The organism is Vibrio sp. CDRSL-10 TSBA (genome assembly GCA_039696685.1).
Lineage (GTDB): Bacteria > Pseudomonadota > Gammaproteobacteria > Enterobacterales > Vibrionaceae > Vibrio.
Window position 1 is genome coordinate 881,055 of the sequence record CP155566.1, and the last position, 24,097, is coordinate 905,151.

The window sequence follows — 24,097 nt, forward strand, 5'->3', positions numbered from 1 at the left end:
GCGTTAACGATAGGTAACGATATAGCGCTTGGGCTTATGATTCATTGCCAGCACCAGGTTGAGCACCACGGCGCCAAAAATGGAGATGAGGATGGTCTGCCCCGGCACGAAGAAAATCGAGACCGCCAGGATCACGCAGTCAATTGCCATCTGACTTTTGCCCACCGGAATCGAAAATTTATCTTCGATGTACAGGCACAGGACGTTAAAACCGCCGATACTGGCGCGATGACGAAACAGAATCAGCATCCCCAGTCCCATCAGTACGCCGCCAGCCAGTGCGCAAAATGCCGGCTCGGCATTGCTGAAGCTGATAACCAGCGCAAGATGGTCGGTCAATACTGACACCAGGGCTCCACAAATCGCGCTGTTAATCGCAAATTGGTGGCCGAAACGCTTCCAGGCCAGCAGATAAAACGGGCTGTTAATTAAAAAGAACAGCCAGCCGAACGACAGCGGCAGGATTTGACTGAGTAATAAAGCCAGCCCGGCCGCGCCTCCGGTTAATAACTGACCGGCCTGAAGTAAGAATACTCCCTGGGCAACCAGGAAGGTACCGGTCAGCATCGCGATCCAATCTTCTTTACGTGTGTGTTTTTCCATCAACTTTAAATTTTAGTGGCCGATAATGCTCCGGATAGTAAAGAAAAGCTGATCATTTCGGTAGCGAGGCGGGGAAATTTGAGGTAAACCTATGTAATTAACGCTTTACAGGGTGTAAAGCATAAAATTGACACTTAGACGAAGCAGACTGTGAGGCGGCTCTACGTGGCAGGGCGGAACTCCTTCTGGAGCACGCTTTTTATGCTATGGTGGGGCTTAACCCGAAGTCAGGAACACTTCCTTTGCGGGAAGATAGAACACTTCGTCTGTCATTATGAAAAAACTGCATGATATTTTCTGCAATTTGGACTTTAAGCAACAGATCAAATTATGTAGAATGCGCGCCATTAGAGTGACGAAAACGTTTGCGTTGGGTTCATTGTGCAGTTTTTTGCCAATTTCAGTACAATCTGAGTCAGGAGATACAGATGCTAAAGCGTGATATGAATATCGCTGATTATGATGCGGAGCTATTCGCAGCAATCCAAGAAGAAACTCTTCGCCAAGAGGAACACATCGAGCTAATCGCTTCAGAAAACTACACCAGCCCGCGTGTAATGGAAGCTCAAGGTTCTCAGCTGACTAACAAATACGCTGAAGGTTACCCAGGCAAGCGTTACTACGGCGGCTGTGAGTACGTCGACAAAGCGGAATCTTTGGCTATCGACCGTGCGTGTCAGCTGTTTGGCTGTGAATACGCGAACGTTCAGCCTCACTCTGGCTCTCAGGCAAACAGCGCAGTTTACATGGCTCTGCTGAATCCGGGCGACACAGTTTCTGGGCATGAGCCTGGCACACGGTGGTCACCTGACTCACGGTTCACCAGTAAACTTCTCTGGTAAACACTACAATGTGATCCCTTACGGTATCGACGAAAGCGGCCAAATCAACTACGACGAAATGGAAGCGTTGGCACTGGAGCACAAACCGAAGATGATCATCGGTGGCTTCTCTGCTTACTCACAAATCGTTGACTGGAAACGCATGCGTGAAATCGCAGACAAAGTCGATGCGTACCTGTTTGTCGATATGGCTCACGTAGCGGGTCTGATTGCTGCGGGCGTATACCCGACTCCAATCCCTCACGCGCACGTTGTGACTACGACTACTCACAAAACACTGGCTGGCCCACGTGGCGGTTTGATCCTGTCAAACGCTGGTGAAGAGATGTACAAAAAGCTGAACTCAGCGGTATTCCCTGGTGGTCAGGGTGGTCCTCTGATGCACGTTATCGCTGGTAAAGCAGTCGCGTTCAAAGAAGCGATGGAACCTGAATTCAAAGCATACCAGCAGCGTGTAGTACAAAACGCTAAAGCGATGGTTGCTCAGTTCCAGGCGCGTGGTTACAAGATCGTTTCTAACGGTACTGAAAACCACCTGTTCCTGGTTGACCTGATTGATAAAAACATCACAGGTAAAGAAGCGGATGCAGTTCTGGGTGCAGCAAACATCACTGTAAACAAAAACTCAGTGCCAAATGACCCACGCAGCCCGTTCGTAACTTCTGGTATCCGTGTTGGTACTCCGGCGATCACTCGTCGTGGTTTCACTGAGCAAGATGCGAAGAACCTGGCTGACTGGATGTGTGACGTTCTGGACAACATCAACGATGAGTCTGTGATCGAAGCAACCAAACAGAAAGTTCTGGAAATCTGTAAACGTCTGCCAGTTTACGCATAAGCATCGATTAGTCAGTTACGCTAGCGCGTAATGAGCACATGAACGTTAAAGGCCTGCATATGATGCAGGCCTTTTTTATTGTGGCTAGCGGCGCATAGCGCGCGTTGGTGCTGCTCTGCTTATTTAGCGATGCTCAGCAGAGTGCCGGATTTGCATTTGAACAGGTAGTAGCTGTTGCTTTCGCTGAATTTACCCAGCCCTTCACCATCGCAGTAGTCGATATTAATATCGCGCATGGTTTCCAGTGTACTCTCTTGCTGCAGGGCGAATTTAGCGCCGTCAGCGCAGACAATCCGTACTCGTCCGTCGTCACTGAGTGAGTAGATGTTCACTTCTGTGTTGCACAGTTCAAACGAGGCTTCGCGATAGTTGTCCTGTGTGGTATTCGACGCACAGCCGGATGCTGTCGCCACTGCTACCATAGCCAGCAGGCTCAGTTTTTTCATTCTGGTAATCCTTACAGGACCTGATGTCCGTATATGCATGTTTGCGCAAAGTGTAGACTATTTTCTCTGCTTATCTCAAGCACTGTGGTTGCTGGCTGATACACAGATATAAAAAAACCGGCGTTTCAGCCGGTTTTTAAAGCAGAGGCGGGAAATTATTTGACTTCCATGCCTTTCGCTTGCAGATCCGCATGGTAAGACGAGCGAACAAACGGGCCACAAGCCGCGTGAGTGAAGCCCAGTTCCAGTGCGATGTCTTTCAGTTCATCGAACTCAGATGGCGGCACGTAGCGTTCTACCGGCAGGTGGTGACGGCTCGGAGCCAGGTACTGACCCAGAGTCAGCATAGTCACACCGTGAGCACGCAGATCTTTCAGAACTTCGACGATCTCTTCTTTGGTTTCGCCAAGGCCCATCATTAGGCCAGATTTGGTCGGAACGTCCGGGTGCATTTCTTTGAACTTACGCAGCAGTTCCAGTGACCATTTGTAGTTGGCACCAGGGCGCGCTTTACGGTACAGGCGCGGTGCGGTTTCCAGGTTGTGGTTGAATACATCTGGCGGGTTATCTTTCAGCAGATCCAGCGCCACATCCATACGACCACGGAAGTCAGGAACCAGGGTTTCAATGCGGATTTCAGGGTTCAGAGCACGGATCTCGCGGTTACAGTCCGCGAAGTGCTGAGCACCACCGTCACGCAGGTCATCACGGTCAACTGAGGTGATCACTACGTATTTCAGCTTCATATCCTTGATGGTCTGAGCCAGTTTCTGTGGCTCTTGCGCATCCGGAGTCAGAGGACGGCCATGGGCAACGTCACAGAATGGACAACGACGGGTACAGATAGCACCCAGGATCATAAAGGTCGCAGTACCGTGGTTAAAACATTCGGCCAGGTTAGGGCAGGATGCTTCTTCACACACAGAATGGAGATTATTTTTGCGCATTGCTGACTTGATGTCCTGAATACGCTGACTGTCCGCAGGCAGTTTGATTTTCATCCATTCCGGTTTACGCAGGATTTCTTTCTGCTCGGCAGGCATGTTTTTAACTGGAATTAATGCCATTTTGTCGGCGTCACGGTATTTTACGCCTTTTTCCATTTGGATTGGTTTGCTCATGCTTTCTTACCTATGACAGGTGCTTCAGTGCTGAATTCTACTTGTTCGTAACCAAACAGGCTGACGAGTTCTGTAATGAGTTGTTGCTCGACGTCCGCGATATTCTCCGGGCCGCCTAAATCGCTCACTTGCACCATTTGCATACCTTGGTAACCGCACGGGTTGATACGCTGAAAAGGAGAGAGGTCCATGTTGACGTTGAGCGCTAAACCATGGAACGAACAGCCTTTACGAATTCTAAGACCGAGTGAGCAGATTTTTTTACCATCGACATAAACGCCAGGTGCATCCGGGCGCGCGGCAGAGTCGATATTGTAAGCTTTTAACGTGTTAATTACGAGGTTCTCAATATCAGTGACGAGTTTCTCGTACTCCGAGGCTCTTACGACGCAGATTAATCAGGAAGTAAGCGACGATCTGGCCGGGACCGTGATAAGTCACCTGGCCGCCACGATCACTTTGTACAACCGGAATGTCACCAGTGTTGAGAAGGTGTTCGGCTTTACCGGCCTGACCCTGGGTGAACACCGGATTGTGTTCGACAAGCCATACTTCATCGCGGGTGCTGTCATCGCGTTGATCGGTAAAGTCATGCATTGCCTGCCAAACAGGATGGTAATCCTGTCGACCTAATCGTCTGACAACAAGCTGGTTATCCATCATAGAAGTCCGTCAGTGATATATAAAGTGCTGGGATTATAAACGTGTTCAGCGTTTCTAACTACAGATCGAGGCACTATTTTTGACCCTGAATTTTATGTAACTATTTTAATTTATTGATAAATAAACAAAAAGCAGCCAGTGGCTGCTTTCAAAAAAAATTGAATATATCAAATAAATGCAGGTTGAGCCGCTTACAGTACCATGCGTACGATTTCGATATCGCCCAGCTCTTTGTACAGCACTTCGACCTGCTCAATTGAGGTCGCGGTGATAGTCACTGACACTGAGTGATAGGTACCTTTACCGCTTGGTTTGACGCGCGGGCTGTAATCACCTGGAGCATGGCGCTGAATAACTTCCAACACAAGCTCTGGCAGCTCAGGTTTCGCATGACCCATCACTTTGTAAGTAAACGAGCATGGGAACTCTAGCAGGTCTTTCAATTTTGCATCAGAGTTGATGGTCAACATATTGGAAACTCCAAGTTTGGTATTCAATAACGGTGTCGAATAGTACAGTCTATTGACAGCGATCTCAAGTCACGCAAAAAAGCCGCCTGTTGGCGGCTTTGTCTGACAGGTTTACACCTTGCGGCTCACGGCCGGTCGGTTTAGAACAAGCCTTTGAATAGCAGGACAATGTAGTCCCACAGACGGCTGAACATGCTGCCTTCTTCGACGTTTTCCAGTGCCAGCAGAGGACGTTGTGCCACATCTTCACCGTTCACCTGGTAGTACAGAGTACCGACTTTTTCGCCTTTCTGGATTGGTGCTTTCAGCTCTTTTTCCAGAACGAAGCTGGCCGTCAGATCTTTCGCCTGGCCGCGTGGCAGAGTCACGTATGTGTCTTCGCCTACACCCAGAGCAACCGTTGACTTGTCACCCATCCACACTTTTTCGTTGACGAAAGTTTCGCCCGCTTTATGTGGTTCAACCGTTTCAAAGAAACGGAAGCCGTAGCTCAGCAGCTTTTTGCTCTCTGATTTACGTGCGTTCATGTCTTTGGTGCCCATGACAACCGCAACCAGACGCATCTTGCCTTCGGTGGCCGAGCTTACCAGGTTAAAACCTGCGTTGGTGGTGTGACCGGTTTTGATGCCGTCCACGTTCATGCTTTTATCCCACAGCAGACCGTTACGGTTGTACTGAGTGATGCCGTTGTAAGTGAATTTCTTCTCTGAGTAGATTTTGTACTCGTTCGGAACGTCACGGATCAGAGCCTGACCCAGCAGTGCCATGTCGTAAGGCGTGGTGTACAGATCTGCGTTGTCCAGGCCGTGTACGTTGGCAAAGTGGGTATCTTTCATACCCAGGCTGCTGCCCCAGGCGTTCATCAGATCGACAAACGCATCTTCCGAGCCGGCGATGTGCTCTGCCATGGCGACACAAGCGTCGTTACCTGACTGAACAATGATGCCCTGGTTCAGATCGCGTACTTTAACCGTCGTGCCGACTTCGATGAACATCTTTGATGATTCCGGGAAGTTCTTCGCCCAGGCATTACGGCTGATAGTGACGTCATCATCGTTAGAAATGTTACCGCGCTTCAGTTCCTGGCCGATGACGTAACTGGTCATCATTTTGGTCAGGCTGGCTGGAGACAGCTTGGTATTCATTTCTTTCTGGGCAAGAACTTTGCCTGAATGATAGTCCATCAGTACAAAACCTTTTGCCGCGATCTGTGGCGCATCTGGAATTACGACAGGAGAAGCGTTAGCTGTGCTGGTGAACGTAGCGGAAAGCGCAATTGAAGACGCTAAAACAGAATTTAGGATGGTTTTTTTCATGATGAATGCGAATTGTTTAATTAATTGTTCGTTATATTAACAGAAACAACTTCTCAAACCAGACCTGACTAATCAGGTCGGGCTTGGGATGCCATTATTGCGTGACGGAGTGCTTTTTAATAAAGGCAGTATCGTACCCCAGAGCTTTCACCTTTTCGAGGGTGTCCTGTGTTTGGGTGTAATCGCTGAACGGTCCCAGAAACAGGCGATGGCTTTGGTCAATACTCTCGACAAAACTTTGCACTGAAAGGCTTTGACCCATTTCTTGCGCTAAAGTTCGCACTCTTTGTTCATTTTGTGAAGATGCCACCTGAATGATGTACTGAGGTGCACCGGATTTCGGCTTGGTATCACTGCTTTTGTTAACCGGAATTACCTCGATCTCTACATTCGCGGTGCCGGTCTGAACCACTCCGATTTTATGCGCTGCGGCATAACTTAAATCTATGATACGCCCGGAGTGGAAAGGGCCGCGGTCATTGACCCGCACCACGGTCGATTTCCCGTTATCCAGATTGGTCACTTTGACATAGCTCGGCAGCGGCAGGGTTTTATGCGCTGCACTCATCGAGTACATGTCATAAATTTCGCCGTTTGAGGTCAGGTGACCATGAAACTTTTTACCGTACCAGGACGCTTTGCCGCGTTGCTTAAAGCCCGATGTCTGTTTTTCAATCTGATAATTGACACCGCGCAGGGTGTAATCTTTGTTGCCCCCCAGGCTGTAAGGTTCGTACTGCGGGTGGGCATCTTCAATATGATCGACCGACATTGGCGTATCAGGCGCCACATCATCGTCGATCTCGTAGCGCCCGGATGGGGTGGTGCTACAGCCGGCCAGGATTGCGGCGCAGCAAAAGGTAACAAGGAGCTTTGAGTGCATCATTAGTTTGCCTTCGAAAACGCTTTTCTATGGGTATGGATTGACATCAGAATACCAAATCCTGCCATGAGCGTGACCATAGAAGTACCGCCATAGCTGATCAGTGGAAGAGGTACACCCACTACCGGCAAAATACCGCTTACCATCCCGATGTTTACAAATACATAAACAAAAAAGCTTAGCACAATACTGCCGGCCATCATGCGACCGAATGCGGTTTGTGCATTGCTTGCCAGGTAGAGTCCGCGGCCAATAATAAATAAGTAGACTGCCAATAGCGCAAGGATGCCTATCATGCCCCATTCTTCGGCGATTACTGCAAAGATAAAGTCAGTATGTCGTTCAGGTAAGAATTCCAGGTTGGATTGGGTGCCGTGCAACCAACCTTTGCCGGGAATTCCGCCCGAACCAATCGCAATTTTACTCTGGATAATGTGGTAACCGGCACCGAGCGGGTCAGACTCCGGGTTAAACAGAGTGCGTACCCGGGTTTTCTGATACTCGTGCATCAGGAAAAACCACAGCACCGGCACGAACGCACCGACCGCCATGGCCGCCGCGACGATAATTTTCCAGCTGATACCGGCCAAAAAAATAACAAAGACTCCGGACGCCGCGATCAGGATCGAGGTGCCCAGATCGGGCTGTTTGGCGATCAGTATGGTCGGAAAGAACACCATGACAGCCGAGATCATCAGAGTCTGAAAGCTCGGCGGCAGCGGACGCTTACCGATATAACGCGCCACCATCAAAGGTACCGCCAGTTTGAGTAATTCCGATGGCTGAAAGCGCACGAAACCGAGATTCAGCCAGCGCTGAGCACCTTTGGACACTTCACCAAAAAACAGTACCCCCAGCAGCAGGATAACCCCGACAAAGAACAGTCCCGGAGCCAGGCGTTCGTAGGTCCGCGGTGGTAACTGAGCCAGGCCGATCATTACTGCCAGCGCCAGCACCATACGCATTGCCTGACGATCCATCATCGCCAGGCTCTGGCCGCTGGCACTGTACATCACCACCAGGCCAAACCCCATCACGACCAGTAAGCCAAGCAGCAGTGGCAGGTCTATATGCAAGCGTTCGAAAAAGGCCCGGTTCTGGCCGGTAGAAGGATCGAGTTTCATTCCTGTTCTGCCTTATCGTCTTTCTTGAGAATAATGTGGTCAAAGATCTGTCTGGCAACCGGTGCACCATGACTTGAGCCGCCGCCGGCGTTTCTCCAGTACTATGGTGACAATCGCCTGCGGGTTATCGACCGGCGCAAAACTGGTGTACAGCGCATGGTCACGCAGGTGCTCGGCCAGCTCGTCGGCGTTATATTTCTGGCCTTCCGCCAGACCAAATACCTGGGCAGTACCGGACTTACCGGCACTCTGGTATTCCGAGCCGTAAAAGGCGCGGCGAGCGGTACCACGGCTGCCGTGGTTGACCAGGTGCATGCCTTCGATGGCGATATTCCAGTATTTATCCGGTACACCTGTGATTGGCGGATAGGTGGTGTATTCGGTCTCTTTCTGGGTCGAGAATTTGTCACCGTTGTTGATGGTTGAACGCAGCAAGTGCGGTGCAATCACCTCACCGTGATGGACCAGGACCGAGGTCGCTTTGGCGATCTGCATCGGGGTCGCGGTCCAGTAACCCTGGCCGATACCCACAGGTATGGTGTCGCCCTGATACCAAGGCGTACGGTGACGGGCCATTTTCCACTCACGGGTTGGCATGTTAGCGGTACTTTCTTCGTTGATATCAATGCCGGTGTAATCGCCAAAGCCGAATTTCATCATCCAGGTCGACAGGCGGTCGATACCCATGTCATAAGCGACCTGATAGAAGAAGGTATCCACCGACTCTTCCAGTGCTTTGGTAACATTGACCGTACCGTGGCCCCAGCGTGACCAGTCGCGGAACGGCCGGGTCTTGGAATTTGGAATGCGCCAGTAACCCGGGTCATTACGGGTGGTATTGGGCGTAATGACGCCTTCTTCCAGCGCTGAAACGGCAATAAACGGTTTCACGGTTGACGCCGGAGGATAAATCCCGAGTGTGGTGCGGTTTACCAGCGGGCGGTTTTTATCGTTGAGCAGTTCACTGTAGGCTTTACTCGAGATGCCGTGCACAAAGGCGTTAGGGTCATAACTTGGGCTCGACACCATAGCCAGTACGCCATTATCTTTTGGATCCAGCACCACGGCTGAGCCACGACGGCCTTCCAGCAGTTTATGCACATAGACTTGCAGCTCGATATCAAGATTGAGCACGATATCTTTGCCCGGCGTGGGCGGAACGTATTTCAGGGTGCGGATGATACGGCCGCGGCTGTTGACTTCCACTTCCTGGTAACCGGCGGTGCCGTGCAGTACATCTTCGTAGTAACGTTCGATACCGAGCTTACCGATATCACGCGTGGCCTGGTAGTTGGCTTCTTTGCCTTCCTGTTCAAGGCGACGCATGTCGCGGTCATTGATGCGTGATACGTAACCGAGCACGTGGGTCAGTACTTCGCCGTACGGATAAAAGCGCTTAAGGTTGGCTGTCACCGATACGCCGGGAAACTTGTACTGTTGAACGGAAAATTTGGCTACTTCCTGCTGGGTCAGCTGTGTCAGCAGCGGCACCGAATTAAAGCGGCGGGTTTGACGACGCTCTTTGTCAAACGCGGCGATTTGTTCCGGCGTGATTTGCAGAATCTGTTGTAAGCGCGCGATGGTGTCGTCCATGTCTTTGACTTTTTCCGGGATGATCTCCAGGTTAAAGACAGGGCGGTTTTCCGCCAGCAAAACACCGTTGCGGTCGTATATCAGGCCGCGGTTGGGAGCGATAGGGACGACTTTGATGCGGTTGTCATTGGAACGGGTTTTATAATCCTGATACTGGTTGACCTGGATGTTGTACAGGTTGGCGACCAGTATCCCCATCATCAAGACAATTCCGACAAAAGATACAATAGCACGGTTACGAAATAACCGTGCTTCTGCCAGATAGTCTCGAATAGGGTTACGCTTACGTAACATCAGTCTCTATTCTCGGTGATAAGGGTGATTAGCTGTAATACTCCAGGCGCGGTACAGGCTTTCTGCCATCACAACCCGTACCAGCGGGTGGGGCAGGGTCAACGGTGATAATGACCAGCTCTGTTCTGCGGCGGCTTTACATGCCGGCGCCAGACCTTCCGGGCCACCAATCAGGATTGATACGTCCCGGGCATCCAGTTTCCAGCTTTCCAGCTGCTGCGCCAGTTGTTCGGTGTCCCAGCGCTTACCGGGAATGTCGAGAGTAACAATTCGGTTTCCCTTTGGCACGGCTGCCAGCATGGCTTCGCCTTCTTTTTGCAGAATTCTTGCAATGTCGGCGTTTTTGCCCCGTTTACCTGCGCTGATTTCCACCAGTTCCAGTGGCATATCATGCGGGAAGCGGCGGCGGTATTCCTGAAAACCCTCTTCGACCCACTTGGGCATTTTGGTGCCAACGGCGATCAGTTGAATCTTCACCTTAGCTCCAGAGTTTTTCCAGTTGGTACATCTCGCGTTGTTGTTCCTGCATCACGTGCAGCATTGTTGATCCCATATCGACCACGACCCATTCGCCTTCATTCTCGCCATCGATGCCCAGCGGCTCAACGCCGGCTTTTTTGGCTTCGCTGGCTACATGCTCAGCAATGGACGCAACGTGTCTTTTCGACGTCCCGGTACAGATGATCAGGTAATCGGTGACGCTGGATTTACCGATGACATCCAGGGTAATAATGTCGACCGCTTTCATGTCGTCGGCTTTGTCGGCAAGAAAGTCTTTGAGTTTCTTCACGTTGCAAGGGAATGTTCCTCTGAAATAAATAACGATAAAAAGATATGAAAAAAGCGCGGCACTATAGCACGCTTCAGGCAGGCAAGGGTAAGTTTGCCTGCGGAACACAGCACTCCAGGCTCAGTTGGTGTAATAACGGCCAGGGTGACTGCTCATATTGAGTTTTTGCCACAATTTCGCATTGGGCAAGTAAGCGCACCAGATGTTGCAGATGCTGAACTGACAGGCGCTGCAGAGCGGCGGCGTATAACGGACGTTTGTTTTGCCAGATACGGTATTTATCAAACAGGCTGCCGATAGGCTGACTGTTCATCGCCTGGCGCATCTGCAGCAGCTGAAACAGCTCTTTTTGTGCCGTTCGCATCAGGATAATCGGCTCCACGCCTTCGGCCGCTTGCTGGCGCAAAATGCGCTGAGCACGATTGGCTTTACCTTCCAGCAGCGCATCAATCCAGTGAAATGGCGTAAAGTGGTTATGGCGGCTGAGCGACTCTTCCAGTCGCACCAGAGTGAGCTGGCGGTCCGGGTAAAGCAGGAGCAGTTTCTCCAGGCTCTGGGCAAGGGCAAACAGGTTGCCTTCGTGCCACTGTGCCAGCATCTGAACCGCTTCGGCGTCAGGCTGCAAACCTAACGCCCGGCAGCGCGCGCTGACAAACTGGGGCAGGCGGCTGATGTCCGGCGTCAGGCAGTTGACCACCGCGCCGTGCGCACTCAGCGCTTTAAACCAGGCACTGTTTTCCTGCGCCCGGGTCGGTTTCGGCCCGACGATGACCAGCAAAATATCCGGATTGAGGCTGTCAGCCAGTTTGGCGAGTTCTTTACCTGCGGCGGCATTCAGACTCGCCTCGGGAATTTCCAGCTCGATCAACTGGCGGCTGGAAAACAGACTCATTGACTGGCAGCAGTCATACACTTCGTTCCAGTCGAGGCTGGCATCAAGCTGAAAACGGTGTTTTTCTTCAAAACCCTGGCTGCGCGCCTGCTGTTCAATCGCGCTGCGCGATTCCTGAATCAGCAAAGGCTCGTTGCCAAACACCAGATAAACCGGCAGCAGCGACTTTTGCAGCGCGTCTGCCAGTTTGTCAGCATACAATCTCATCAGATAGCCTACTGACTGTTGCCGGCAGCGGCTGGTTCTTGAACGGTGTTAACCGTGTAATCCGAATTGGCGTCGCTGGTTTGCGGATCGTCCATATGACCGGATTCGATCGAGGCTTTAAGACGAGCCATCTGACGCACAATCTGACTCGCGGCCAGTTTACGCATTTCATCTTCAATCATGTCGCGTTCTACCGATTTTGCGAGTGCAGTCAGCGGGTTATCCAGGTAGCTGCGGGTCACGCTGGTGGAGAACGTTTTTTCACCCAGCTCAGGAATAAGGACACGGTAAGAGGCGCGGAAGGTCAGCTCTTTTTCTGCGGTACGTGCGTTCTGATACAGCGACAGAGTGCGCTCGCTGATGCCTTCACTCAGCAGATGCAGGTTTGGCACATTTTCGCTTGGGCTGACCAGGGCGATTTCATTCAGGCGCAGCTGACCTTTCACTAAGCGGGTAAAGGTGCTGTATTGGTCGTAACTGGTGACCGACATCGTGCTCAGTTTCTTCCGGAACATCGTAGTCACCACGCAGGTGAAAACCGCAGGCACTGAGCAGGGAGGCGGTCAGAACAACCAGTGATAACTTCAATGTAGATGACAATGTCAAACGCATGGGGCTACTTTCTCATGAAATGGATTTACTTATCTCAGCCCACCACCATGATGGGCTGAGATAAGTAAACAGGGCCATTGGCCCTGTTTACAGACCGTCAGAGACGGAATTAGTTCGCAACGATGTTCAGCAGTTTGCCCGGAACATAGATAACTTTGCGAATGGTTTTGCCGTCGGTGAACTTCAGCACATTTTCGTCTTTCAGACCAAGCTCTTCGACTTGCTCTTTAGTCGCGTCCGCCGCTACGGTCAGTTTGCCGCGCAGCTTACCGTTCACCTGCAGAACGATCAGTTTCTCGTCTTCAACCAGAGCCGCTTCATCGAAGGTTGGCCATGCCGCGCTGTCGATGTCTGCCTGACCCAGAGCATTCCACATTTCAAAACAGATGTGCGGTGCAATCGGGTACAGCATCAGCGTGATAGCTTTCAGAGCTTCATCCAGAATCGCACGATCCTGAGCCTCTTCCTGAGAAGCTTTAGCCAGCTTGTTCATCAGCTCCATGATCGCTGCAATTGCCGTGTTGAAGGTCTGACGACGCGCAATATCATCGGTCACTTTAGCGATGGTTTTGTGTACATCACGACGCAGCGCTTTCTGGTCTGCGTTCAGTGCTGCCGCGTCAACCGCGCCGGCTGCGCCTTTCTCTGCGTGCTCACGCACCAGTTTCCAGACTCGTTTCAGGAAGCGGTTCGCACCTTCAACGCCTGATTCCTGCCATTCCAGTGTCATATCTGCCGGTGAAGCAAACATCATGAACAGACGCACAGTGTCTGCACCGTATTTGTCGACCATTTCCTGCGGGTCGATACCGTTGTTTTTCGACTTAGACATTTTGATCATGCCTGAGTGCTCAACGTTGCGGCCTTCGTTGTCGACAGCAGAAGCAATGCGGCCTTTCGCGTCACGTTCTACTTTCACTTCCGTCGGAGAGACCCACTCTTTGGTGCCTTTCTCGTTGGTGTAGTAGAACGCATCAGCCAGTACCATACCCTGACATAGCAGCTGCTTAAATGGCTCGTCAGAAGTCACATAACCGGCATCACGCAGCAGTTTGTGGAAGAAACGTGAGTACAGCAGGTGCATACACGCGTGCTCGATACCACCGATGTACTGGTCAACCGGCAGCCAGTAGTTGGCTTTTTCCGGATCCAGGATGTCATCCGCTTGCGGGCTACAGTAGCGCGCGTAGTACCAAGACGATTCCATGAAAGTATCGAATGTGTCGGTTTCACGCAGAGCCGGTTCACCGTTAAAGGTGGTTTTCGCCCACTCTTTATCCGCTTTGATCGGGCTGGTTACGCCGTCCATGACCACATCTTCCGGCAGAATCACCGGCAGTTGGTCAGCAGGAAACCGGATGAACTTCACCATCTTCAGTGGTCACCATCGGAATTGGTGCACCCCAGTAACGCTGACGGGAAACACCCCAGTCGCGCAGACGGAAGTTCACGGTTTTAACACCTTTACGTTCTGCTTCCAGTTTGGCTGCGATCGCATCGAACGCTGCCTGGAATTCCAGACCATCGAACTCACCTGAGTCAAACAGCACGCCTTTCTCGGTGTAAGCTTCAGCCGAAATGTCCAGCTCGCTGCCGTCAACAGGTTTGATGACCGGAATGATGTCCAGGTTGTACTTAGTGGCGAACTCGTAATCACGCTGGTCGTGGGCCGGAACGGCCATAACCGCGCCTGTACCGTAGTCCATCAGCACGAAGTTAGCCACGTAAACCGGTACTTCACGGCCATTCAGCGGGTGAATGGCTGTCAGGCCGGTCGCCATGCCTTTCTTCTCCATCGTAGCCAGTTCAGCTTCGGCGACTTTGGTGTTTTTACATTCTTCGATGAAAGCAGCCAGCTCAGGGTTGCTTTGTGCGGCTTTGGTTGCCAGCGGGTGGCCCGCGGCGATACCGACGTAAGTCACACCCATCAGCGTGTCCGGACGCGTGGTGTACACTTCCAGATCCTGTGCCTGATCTTTTACTGCAAACTTAAGTTCCACACCTTCAGAGCGGCCAATCCAGTTGCGCTGCATGGTTTTCACCATTTCCGGCCAGCCATCCAGGTTATCCAGATCATCCAGCAGCTCTTGCGCGTATGCGGTGATCTTAATGAACCATTGCGGGATTTCTTTTTGCTCTACCGGAGTATCACAACGCCAGCAGCAGCCGTCTTCAACCTGTTCGTTGGCCAGAACGGTCTGGTCGTTCGGACACCAGTTAACGGAAGACGTCTTCTTGTAAACCAGGCCTTTCTCGTACAGCTTGGTGAAAAACTCTTGTTCCCAACGGTAGTATTCAGGACGACAGGTTGCGAATTCACGGTTCCAGTCGTAGCCAAAACCCAGCAGTTTGAGCTGGTTTTTCATGTATTCAATATTTTCGTAGGTCCACGGCGCCGGCGCAGTGTTGTTTTTGACTGCAGCGTTTTCTGCCGGCAGACCGAAAGCATCCCAGCCGATTGGTTGCATGACGTTTTTGCCTTGCAGACGCTGGAAACGAGAGACCACATCACCGATAGTGTAGTTACGCACGTGACCCATATGCAGACGGCCACTTGGGTACGGGAACATTGAGAGACAGTAGAATTTTTCTTTATTTGGGTCTTCACTTACAACAAAGGTCTTGTTGTCGTCCCAATGCTGTTGAACTTTTTGTTCAATATCTTGCGGGTTGTATTGCTCTTGCATCGATGATATCCGGTTATCTTGGAATTTGTGAGTTCAGTTTGAACAGATACTAATAGATCGTCATAGAATACCTAAAGCAAGGGATCACAACAATAGCCAATCGGGTTTGATGGAGGTGACATATGCCAAAACAAAAAACGGGTTACGAGGCTTTAGTTGAAGAGGTGGTCGAAACCCTCAAGAAGAGCCCTGAAGAAGTCGATCATATTCTGGACACTTCCGGCAAAGTTGTGGCCGCCGCCAATGACCTGACCAAAGATGAACTGGCGTTGATTTCCGCCTACATAAAGTCAGACCTCAAAGAGTTCGCAGACAGTTATGAAGAGGAAAAAAGCAGCCCGTTTTATCTGATGATCACCAACTCCATCTGGCAGGGGCTGCTGGATATTACCGATCGCACCAAAGTCGAGTGGGTAGAGCTGTTTCAGGATCTCGAACATCAGGGGTTGTATAAAGCCGGGGATATGATTGGACTGGGTGTGTTGGTGTGTGACAGCTGTGGCCACAGGATGGAGTACAATCACCCGACCGAAATTGTACCCTGCACCCGCTGCGGCGCGACCGCGTTCAGTCGTCAGCCGTTAAAACCTTAGCACTTGCTTGTAGGGCACGAGCCTGACGTGATGACAATCGCCCTGAAGTTATGCCAAGGGCTTTATGTTATTAACAGGGTCTTATTTTATTAAAGAGCCACTCCGTTCCGGTAATACACTAAAACAAGAAGAGCCCCGCTGGGGCTCTTCTTGTTTGTGACGGTCAGCTATCAGCGTCAGGCTGGTTGCGGCGGCGCTGCAGCAGCAGACCGGCCAGTACAGCCAGGGCGGTCCACACATACAGCGGCCAACTGCCCAGAGCGTGGTATGGCGTCTGGCCACGGGTCGGCACCAGTTCAGCACGCAGCACCCCGGTCTCAAACTGCGGGATTTGTGCGGTGATTTGACCACGGTAGTCAGTGACAGCAGTCACGCCGTTATTGGTGGCACGAATCAGCGGTTTACCCAGCTCCAGCGCGCGCATACGGGCAATTTCCATATGTTGTAACGGGCCAATCGAGCGGCCAAACCAGGCATCGTTGGACAGGGTCAGCAGGAAGTCGGTGTCGTCGGTGGTGTTGGCACGCACTTGCTCATTGAAGATGATTTCGTAACACAGTGCCGGCGTCAGGGCGTGGCCACTGGCGATAATATTCGGCTGGATATAATCACCCGCAGTAAATGAAGACATCGGCAGGTTGAAGAACGGTGCCAGCGGACGCAGCAGATCTTCAAACGGCACAAACTCACCAAATGGCAACAGGTGATGTTTATGGAAACGCTGTGACACATCGTACTGATATTCGCCTTGCGTAGTATCGCCCAGTGCCAGAACGCTGTTGTAATACTGCTTGTCATCGGTCTGGTTAAGAATGCCGGTGATAATCGTACTGTGGTTGAGGCGCGCTGCCGCATCAAGGTTGTGCAGGTAGGAAGTCAGCTCAAACTCGAAGGCCGGCACGGCGGCTTCCGGCCAGATAATAATGTCCGCATCCCAGTTTTCACGGGTCAGGTCGGTGTACTTCATAATGGTTGGCCAGCGTTCGCTTGGCAGCCATTTACGTGCCTGAGGTATGTTGCCCTGAATCAAGGCTATCTTAGTGGTTTTGTCCGTGTCCGGTTTGACCCAGCGCGCGGCATTGAGCCCGTAGCCGGCAGCAAAGATAACCGCCGGGATCAGCAGCAGAGTTTTATTTTTACTCAGTAGCGTCAGGGCGAGTGCGCCAGCGGAGACCATCACCATCAGCGTCAGCAGTTCTACCCCGCCGAGCGGAGCGTAATTGGCCAGCGGACTGTCTATCTGGCTGTAACCAAGCCACAACCACGGAAAACCTGTCATTACCCAGCCGCGTAACCAGTCACAGACCAGCCAGAGCGCGGGAGCGGCAAGTAATAAGCGGCCACGACCAGAGGCCGGGAAAAAGCGATTGAGCGCCCAGGCGAACAGGGCCGGATAGATAGCCAGATAACCGACCAGCAGCAGCATCAGGGACACACTGGCGATTTTGGGCATACCACCAAAGGTATCAATGCTGATATGAACCCAGTTAATACCGATACCAAACTGTCCCAGACCCCAGCAATAGCCAATCAGCGCAGCGCCTTTGGCGGATTGTTTATGGAGCAGTAATAACAGCAGCAACGGGCTGAGAATGGCCACAGGCCAGAGTTGATAGGGAGCGAAAGCCAGGGTAGTGAGGGCGCCAACAAAAGCGGCCGCAAGCGGCCGCATAAGGCGATGAATTGTATTCGTCATCTGCAACTTTTCTGATGCTCTTACCGAAGTAAGAGAGATTTGAACTACTCTTCGCTGATCTCCGGAAGAGCTTCCATATCGGGGATGGTTACCTGAAGTTGAACAACGCGACGATTATCAGCAGCCGTTACCTTGAAGTTGTAGCGATCGATTTCCACGATTTCACCACGACTTGGCAGGTGGCCAAAGGCCGTCATCACCAGGCCGCCGACCGTATCCACTTCTTCATCACTGAAGCGGGTACCAAAGGTATTGTTGAATTCTTCGATGGTGGTCAGCGCCTTCACCGCATAGGTGTGTTTGCTGAGCTTACGAATATCCAGTTGCTCTTCATCGTCGGTTTCGTCTTCGATATCGCCAACGATTTCTTCCAGAATATCTTCAATGGTCACCAGGCCGGAAACACCCCCGAACTCATCTACGACAATCGACATATGATATCGTTCCTCACGGAACTCTTTCAGCAGACGATCGACGCGTTTGCTTTCAGGAACCACTACCGCCGGGCGGATCACTTCTTCGATGTCAAACGGGGAACTGTTCGAGCCTAAGTATTTGAGTAAGTCCTTCGCAAGCAGAATGCCTTCCACATGGTCTTTGTCTTCGCTGATGACCGGATAACGCGAATGCTGCGCATCGGTAATCAAGGCGACCAGCGAGTCCAGGTTATCGGTACGCTCGACGGTGACCATTTGTGAGCGGGGAATCATGATGTCACGAACCCGCATTTCGGCAATTTCCATAACCCCTTCCAGCATATCGCGGGTGTCATGGTCAATCAGGTCATTGACTTCAGAGTCGCGGATTACGTCAACCAGTTCCTGACGATCCTTGGGTTCTCCCTGAAATAACTGACCTAGGCGCTCAAAGAAGGACTTTCTACTCGGACCGTCCGATTTTTCTTTGTTTCCTTCGGAAGAATAGGGCGAATTATCTTCGTTCATTGTTTCTCTATTCGGTAACGCTATCAGATGTGTGATAGCTCACATAAAGTTAACCGCGCCGTGATGGCGGCGGAAAACTAGATTTTATCGGCCAGATATGGGTCTTCAAACCCCATTTTCTGCATGATTTCTGTTTCGAGGGACTCCATCTCTTCAGCTTCGTCATCCTCGATATGGTCATAACCTAGCAGATGAAGACTGCCATGTACAACCATATGGGCCCAGTGTGCTAGCAGAGGCTTATTTTGCTCTTCTGCTTCGCGTTCAACGACCTGGCGACAAATCACCAGATCACCGAGCAAATCCATTTCGATACCGGGCGGCACTTCGAACGGAAAAGACAGCACGTTGGTTGACTTATCTTTGCCGCGGTATTCGAAATTAAGCTGGTGACTCTCTTGCTCATCGACGATGCGCACCGTCACTTCAGCCTGAGGCTGAAACGGAGTGACGGCTGCTCTCAGCCAGGTGGCAAAATCGTCACTCGACGGCAGCCCGGTTTCATCCTCGACGGCCAGTTGCAAATCAAGTTCAATACTCATGACTCACCAGACTCTTCCAGTGCGCCTGAGCTTGTCAGCTCAGCTTTCTGCTGCTCAAGCAGTTTAGACTCACGCTCTTCACGACGGCGTTTCTCGTACTCTTTACGCTCTTTCTGATCCTGGGCTTCCCATTTCTCATAAGCGTTGACGATACGCGCTACTACCGGGTGACGCACCACGTCATCGGCGAGGAAGAAGTTGAAGCTGATTTCCTCGACTTCGCTCAGTACTTCGATCGCATGGCGCAGGCCCGATTTAGCACCGCGTGGCAGGTCGATCTGGGTCACGTCACCTGTGATGACGGCGCGCGAGTTAAAGCCGATCCGGGTCAGGAACATTTTCATCTGTTCGACAGTGGTGTTCTGACTTTCGTCGAGAATGATAAACGCATCGTTCAGGGTACGGCCGCGCATGTAAGCCAGCGGAGCCACTTCAATTACGTTACGTTCAATCAGTTTTTCAACCCGTTCAAAGCCGAGCATCTCAAACAGCGCATCGTAGAGCGGACGCAGGTAAGGGTCGACTTTCTGACTCAGGTCACCGGGCAGAAAGCCCAGCTTTTCACCCGCTTCAACCGCCGGACGAGTCAGCAGAATACGACGGATTTCCTGACGCTCGAGGGCATCAACCGCAGCTGCAACCGCCAGGTAGGTTTTACCGGTACCGGCCGGACCAATACCAAAACTGATATCGTGGGTCACCATGTTGACCAGGTACTGAGCCTGATTCGGCGTACGTGGTTTGATAATGCCTTTTTTGGTTTTGACAAATACTTCTTTGCCGTGCGGAACCAGCTCCGATTCGGTGCTCTGTTCCAGAACACCGGACTCTTTGATCGCCAGATGGATCTGATCCGGTTCAATGTCGGCAATCTGACCGCGTACCGGCGCTGTGTCGACATACAGAGTTTGCAGAATGTCGAGCGCGGCAGTCGCAGTATGCGCTTTACCAACAATGGTGAAATAGTTACTACGGTGGTTAATTTCAACGCCTAAACGACGTTCTAAATGCTTGATGTTGTCATCGAAAGGGCCGCACAGACTGGCAAGACGGCGGTTATCGGAAGGTTCGAGATCTATCTCTAAAGTAACGATTTTATTGCTCAATTTAACCTCTCAGTATGTCATTTTCAGACGCCCGATTTTGACCGGGCGTCTCATGACAGTGTATACCCAAGTCAGCACGAAATGCGAGTTTATGCGCGAAATCTTGCCAGCCTTGGGTTACTGAAACTTAAGGAGTAAACGTAGCTACTCCCAGCTCATCTTCACGGCGTGTTTTCGCCATCATTTCTGACGGAGAAGTCACGACACGCAAGTTCATCTCTTTTTCTGTTCTTACGAGTTCACCGCGTAAAGAGTTCGGGAACACATCAACAATGTTTACATCGACAAACTGGCCAATCAGCTCAGCCGGTCCTTCGAAGTTTACTACACGGTTGTTTTCGGTACGACCACGAAGTTCCATCAGGTTTTTCTTCGACGGACCTTCAACCAGAATACGTTGCTGGGTACCCATCATCAGGCGTGAGTAACGCATGGCCTGGCTGTTGATCTGCTGTTGCAGCTCGTACAGACGTGCTTTCTTGGTCTCTTCAGTCAGATCACAAGGGTAATCCGCTGCCGGTGTACCCGGGCGAGGCGAGAAGATAAAGCTGAAGCTCATATCAAAGTCGACATCGCGGATCAGTTTCATGGTGTCCTGGAAGTCTTTGTCAGACTCGCCAGGGAAAGCGACGATAAAGTCAGAACTGATCTGGATATCCGGGCGCGCTTTACGCAGCTTACGGATTATTGACTTGTATTCGATACCGGTGTGCGGACGTTTCATCATGGTCAGGATGCGGTCACTACCACTCTGTACCGGCAGGTGCAGGAAGCTCACCAGCTCTGGGGTGTCTTCGTATACTGCGATGATGTCGTCAGTGAACTCCAGCGGGTGGCTGGTGGTGAAACGAATACGGTCAATACCATCGATCGACGCAACCAGACGCAGCAGTTCGGCAAATGAACAGATTTCACCGTCATGCATCGGGCCGCGGTAAGCGTTTACGTTCTGACCCAGCAGGTTGACTTCACGCACGCCTTGCTCTGCCAGTTGCGCGATTTCATACAGCACGTCATCCATCGGGCGGCTGACTTCTTCACCACGGGTGTAAGGTACCACACAGTAAGTACAGTACTTAGAACAGCCTTCCATAATAGAAACGAACGCGGTCGGGCCTTCAGCACGCGGCTCTGGCAGACGGTCGAATTTTTCGATTTCCGGGAAGGAGATATCCATTACCGGCGCATCATCTGACTGAGATTGTTTGATCATCTCTGGCAGGCGGTGCAGAGTTTGCGGGCCAAAAATAACATCGACAAACGGTGCGCGGTCACGGATATGATCGCCTTCCTGAGTCGCGACACAACCACCCACGCCAATCACGACGCCTGGCTTTTTGTCTTTCAGTGTTTTCCAGCGGCCCAGCTGGTGGAATACTTTCTCTTGCGCTTTTTCGCGAATCGAACAGGTATTAAGTAGAAGTACGTCTGCTTCCTCTGGCTCTTCAGTTAGCTCATAGCCGTTCGCAGCGTTAAGCAGGTCGGCCATTTTTGATGAATCGTACTCATTCATCTGGCAGCCCCAGGTTTTGATTAGCAGTTTTTTACTCATGTTCTTCGCTCGGTCGTTAGTTTAAATTAAGGGAGCAAATCGCCCAGTGTTTCCAGTGACGTCTGGATAAATTGGCCAGACGTGGTTAAAAATTAGTCACCACTTGGGTGCTAAGCGGCGTATTGTACTGGTTTCAACCGGAGCTGACCAGTCATTCTCATCCCAGCCATTGTCCTGACAGGCTTTGCCCCTGGGCCGGGCAGGGGATTGGCGCCGAGAGGAAAACCAACCTGGCAGCATGCATTAGCAAACCGCTGTTTATGGTCATATTTTGTCGCTCGCAAGCCTACCGGTCAGCGGTTGTGTGGTAGACTTGGTTTTTACGATTCAGTCAGGTAGAAGCAGTAGATATGAACGATTTTGACATAGTAGTCATTGGAGGCGGCATGGTCGGCGCGGCAGCGGCCATCGGCTTTGCCCAGCAGGGGCGTCGGGTAGCGGTTGTGGACGGGCATCAGCCTGCTGCGTTTAACGATGATCAGCCAATGGATGTTCGTATTTCTGCTATCTCGCAAACCTCGGTTGATTTACTGCAAGCACTTGGCGCCTGGGACAGCATCCGTGCGATGCGGGTCTGCCCTTATCGCCGTCTCGAGACCTGGGAGCATCCCGAATGCCGTACGCGCTTTTCCAGCGAGGCGCTGGGCCTGCAACAACTGGGTTACATGGTGGAAAACCGGGTGATTCAGCTTGGTTTGTGGCAAGCGTTTAGTGCGTATCCGAATCTGACTTTGTTGTGCCCGGATAAACTGGCATCGATTGAGTTTGGCGACATCCAGACCATCACGCTGCAATCCGGTACCGAGCTTAAGTGTCAGTGGATTATCGGTGCGGACGGCGCCAACTCACAGGTACGCACTCTGGCTAACATCGGGATCACCGCCTGGGATTACCGCCAGCATTGCATGCTGATTAATGTCGAAACCGAGCTGGCGCAACAGGATATCACCTGGCAGCAGTTTTTCCCGTCCGGCCCGCGTTCATTTTTACCGCTCAACGGTCATCAGGGATCGTTAGTGTGGTATGACAGTCCGGCGCGTATCAAGCAGCTCAGCCATATGAATCCGGCTCAGCTGCGTGCAGAGATACTGAGTCATTTTCCGCCGGAGCTGGGCGATATTAAAGTGCTGCAGCACGGCTCGTTTCCCGCTTACCCGCCGTCATGCGCAAACCTATGTCAGTAATCATTGCATATTGGTGGGCGATTCAGCGCATACCATCAATCCGTTAGCGGGGCAGGGTGTGAATCTTGGCTTTAAGGATGTTGCGGCCCTGCTGGAGGCAACCGCCGGGCATGATGAACTGACCCAGGCACAGTTTGAGCGCTACCAGCGTCAGCGTCGGGGCGATAACCTGTTGATGCAAAGTGGAATGGACTTCTTCTACGCCGCATTCAGTAATGACCACACTCCGCTTAAATGGGTACGCAATGCGGCACTGAAACTGGCGGAAAACGCCGGGCCGGTGAAGCAGCAGGTACTGCGTTACGCCCTGGGGTTGTAAACCTTAGCCAGGATAATTCACGCGGTAATCCTGCTGCGGTGCGGCCTGGTTAAGGGGCGCGGCTCACGCATTCATGTAAGCAAAGAGCTGATATGTTAAGTACAAACCTGGCATGTAAGTAAAGCCCCAAATTAAAGACGAAAAAAAACGCTGCGATGGCAGCGTTTTTTTGAATGCTTTGTAAACCGCTTACTTAGTTACACGCAGTACAGCAGTTTCACCAACATTTACTGAACCAGACAGTTTAGCCAGCTCTTTGATCTCGTCCATGTTAGAGATAACAACAGGAGTCAGAGTTGATTTCGCTTTCTCTTCCAGCAGAGCCAGATCGAATTCAATGATAGTGTCGCCCACTTTCACAGACTGACCTTCTTCAGCGATACGTTTGAAGCCTTCGCCTTTCAGCTCAACGGTGTCGATACCGAAGTGAACAAACAGTTCAACGCCATCGTCAGACTCGATAGAGAATGCGTGGTTAGTTTCGAAAATCTTACCGATAGTACCGTTAACAGGAGCTACCATCTTGTTGCCAGTAGGCTTGATAGCGATACCGTCACCAACGATTTTTTCAGCAAACACGACATCTGGCACGTCTTCGATGTTTACAATTTCACCAGAAAGAGGTGCGATGATTTCAATTGCACCCGCGTCAGCGCTGTCGTCAGAGACTAGCTTCTTAAGTTTGTCAAACAGACCCATTGTGTCATGCTCCTAACGTTTTAATATATTCTGTGAAGTATAGTATACCACTCACTAACAATAGACGACTACTTTTAGTCG

At 51.4% G+C, this 24,097-nt stretch carries 17 protein-coding genes and 6 pseudogenes; 3 read left to right on the forward strand and 20 right to left on the reverse strand.

The window, feature by feature from the left end; translation table 11 throughout:
• Positions 1–3 precede the first annotated feature (3 nt).
• Positions 4–603, reverse strand: a complete 600-nt coding sequence (locus tag ABDK09_11540; GenBank protein ID XAW90116.1) for a YitT family protein — start codon at positions 601–603, stop codon at positions 4–6.
• Between the two features lie 428 nt (positions 604–1,031).
• On the opposite strand from ABDK09_11540, the pseudogene glyA reads away from it, so the two are divergent.
• Positions 1,032–2,283 (forward strand): annotated as a pseudogene (gene glyA, locus ABDK09_11545) (serine hydroxymethyltransferase).
• A 119-nt stretch (positions 2,284–2,402) separates the two neighbouring features.
• Here glyA and ABDK09_11550 read toward each other — a convergent pair.
• From ABDK09_11550 to leuS, 13 genes and pseudogenes are all read right to left on the reverse strand, one after another.
• On the reverse strand, positions 2,403–2,729 hold the full coding sequence (locus ABDK09_11550) for a hypothetical protein (protein ID XAW90117.1): 327 nt from the start codon (positions 2,727–2,729) through the stop codon (positions 2,403–2,405).
• 155 nt (positions 2,730–2,884) lie between these two features.
• Positions 2,885–3,850: a lipoyl synthase gene (gene lipA / locus ABDK09_11555; GenBank protein ID XAW90118.1), complete on the reverse strand. Its 966-nt coding sequence runs from the start codon at positions 3,848–3,850 to the stop codon at positions 2,885–2,887.
• Positions 3,847–4,510 (reverse strand): annotated as a pseudogene (gene lipB, locus ABDK09_11560) (lipoyl(octanoyl) transferase LipB). Before lipB ends, lipA begins: the two are co-directional and overlap by 4 nt.
• Before the next feature lie 194 nt (positions 4,511–4,704).
• A complete protein-coding gene (gene ybeD / locus ABDK09_11565; protein XAW90119.1) occupies positions 4,705–4,983 on the reverse strand; it encodes a DUF493 family protein YbeD in 279 nt (92 codons plus the stop codon).
• Positions 4,984–5,123: 140 nt separating this feature from the next.
• On the reverse strand, positions 5,124–6,299 hold the full coding sequence (locus ABDK09_11570; protein ID XAW90120.1) for a serine hydrolase: 1,176 nt from the start codon (positions 6,297–6,299) through the stop codon (positions 5,124–5,126).
• A 94-nt stretch (positions 6,300–6,393) separates the two neighbouring features.
• Positions 6,394–7,182, reverse strand: coding sequence for a septal ring lytic transglycosylase RlpA family protein (locus ABDK09_11575; protein ID XAW90727.1), 789 nt, complete (start codon positions 7,180–7,182; stop codon positions 6,394–6,396).
• Between the two features lie 2 nt (positions 7,183–7,184).
• Entirely contained in the window at positions 7,185–8,306 is a 1,122-nt protein-coding gene (rodA, locus tag ABDK09_11580; GenBank protein XAW90121.1) for a rod shape-determining protein RodA, read from the reverse strand.
• Positions 8,303–10,193 (reverse strand): annotated as a pseudogene (mrdA, locus tag ABDK09_11585) (penicillin-binding protein 2). The gene rodA and the pseudogene mrdA overlap by 4 nt, the downstream one beginning before the upstream one ends.
• A gap of 6 nt (positions 10,194–10,199) precedes the next feature.
• Positions 10,200–10,670 carry a 23S rRNA (pseudouridine(1915)-N(3))-methyltransferase RlmH gene (gene rlmH / locus ABDK09_11590; GenBank protein ID XAW90122.1) on the reverse strand — a complete coding sequence of 157 codons (471 nt, stop codon included), beginning with the start codon at positions 10,668–10,670 and terminating at the stop codon, positions 10,200–10,202.
• 1 nt (position 10,671) lies between these two features.
• The gene (gene rsfS, locus ABDK09_11595) at positions 10,672–10,983 is read right to left on the reverse strand and encodes a ribosome silencing factor (protein ID XAW90123.1); all 312 of its coding nucleotides are present in this window, start codon (positions 10,981–10,983) and stop codon (positions 10,672–10,674) included.
• 73 nt (positions 10,984–11,056) lie between these two features.
• Positions 11,057–12,082, reverse strand: a complete 1,026-nt coding sequence (gene holA, locus ABDK09_11600; GenBank protein XAW90124.1) for a DNA polymerase III subunit delta — start codon at positions 12,080–12,082, stop codon at positions 11,057–11,059.
• 8 nt (positions 12,083–12,090) lie between these two features.
• Positions 12,091–12,694 (reverse strand): annotated as a pseudogene (gene lptE, locus ABDK09_11605) (LPS assembly lipoprotein LptE).
• Between the two features lie 109 nt (positions 12,695–12,803).
• A pseudogene (leuS, locus tag ABDK09_11610) lies at positions 12,804–15,381 on the reverse strand (leucine--tRNA ligase).
• Positions 15,382–15,503: 122 nt separating this feature from the next.
• Here leuS and ABDK09_11615 point away from each other — a divergent pair.
• Complete coding sequence (locus ABDK09_11615) at positions 15,504–15,974, forward strand: zinc ribbon-containing protein (GenBank protein XAW90125.1); 471 nt, start codon at positions 15,504–15,506, stop codon at positions 15,972–15,974.
• 163 nt (positions 15,975–16,137) lie between these two features.
• Here the strand turns inward: ABDK09_11615 and lnt are convergent, their stop codons facing one another.
• From lnt to miaB, 5 genes are all read right to left on the reverse strand, one after another.
• Positions 16,138–17,670, reverse strand: a complete 1,533-nt coding sequence (lnt, locus tag ABDK09_11620; protein XAW90126.1) for an apolipoprotein N-acyltransferase — start codon at positions 17,668–17,670, stop codon at positions 16,138–16,140.
• Between the two features lie 44 nt (positions 17,671–17,714).
• Positions 17,715–18,614, reverse strand: coding sequence for a CNNM family magnesium/cobalt transport protein CorC (corC, locus tag ABDK09_11625; protein ID XAW90127.1), 900 nt, complete (start codon positions 18,612–18,614; stop codon positions 17,715–17,717).
• A 77-nt stretch (positions 18,615–18,691) separates the two neighbouring features.
• Positions 18,692–19,156, reverse strand: coding sequence for an rRNA maturation RNase YbeY (gene ybeY / locus ABDK09_11630; protein XAW90128.1), 465 nt, complete (start codon positions 19,154–19,156; stop codon positions 18,692–18,694).
• Positions 19,153–20,262, reverse strand: coding sequence for a PhoH family protein (locus tag ABDK09_11635; protein ID XAW90129.1), 1,110 nt, complete (start codon positions 20,260–20,262; stop codon positions 19,153–19,155). The genes ybeY and ABDK09_11635 overlap by 4 nt, the downstream gene beginning before the upstream one ends.
• A 127-nt stretch (positions 20,263–20,389) precedes the next feature.
• Positions 20,390–21,814, reverse strand: a complete 1,425-nt coding sequence (miaB, locus tag ABDK09_11640) for a tRNA (N6-isopentenyl adenosine(37)-C2)-methylthiotransferase MiaB (protein XAW90130.1) — start codon at positions 21,812–21,814, stop codon at positions 20,390–20,392.
• A gap of 350 nt (positions 21,815–22,164) precedes the next feature.
• Here miaB and ABDK09_11645 point away from each other — a divergent pair.
• Positions 22,165–23,317, forward strand: a pseudogene (locus ABDK09_11645) (2-octaprenyl-3-methyl-6-methoxy-1,4-benzoquinol hydroxylase).
• A 189-nt stretch (positions 23,318–23,506) separates the two neighbouring features.
• Here ABDK09_11645 and crr read toward each other — a convergent pair.
• Entirely contained in the window at positions 23,507–24,016 is a 510-nt protein-coding gene (crr, locus tag ABDK09_11650; protein ID XAW90131.1) for a PTS glucose transporter subunit IIA, read from the reverse strand.
• Positions 24,017–24,097: the final 81 nt, after the last annotated feature.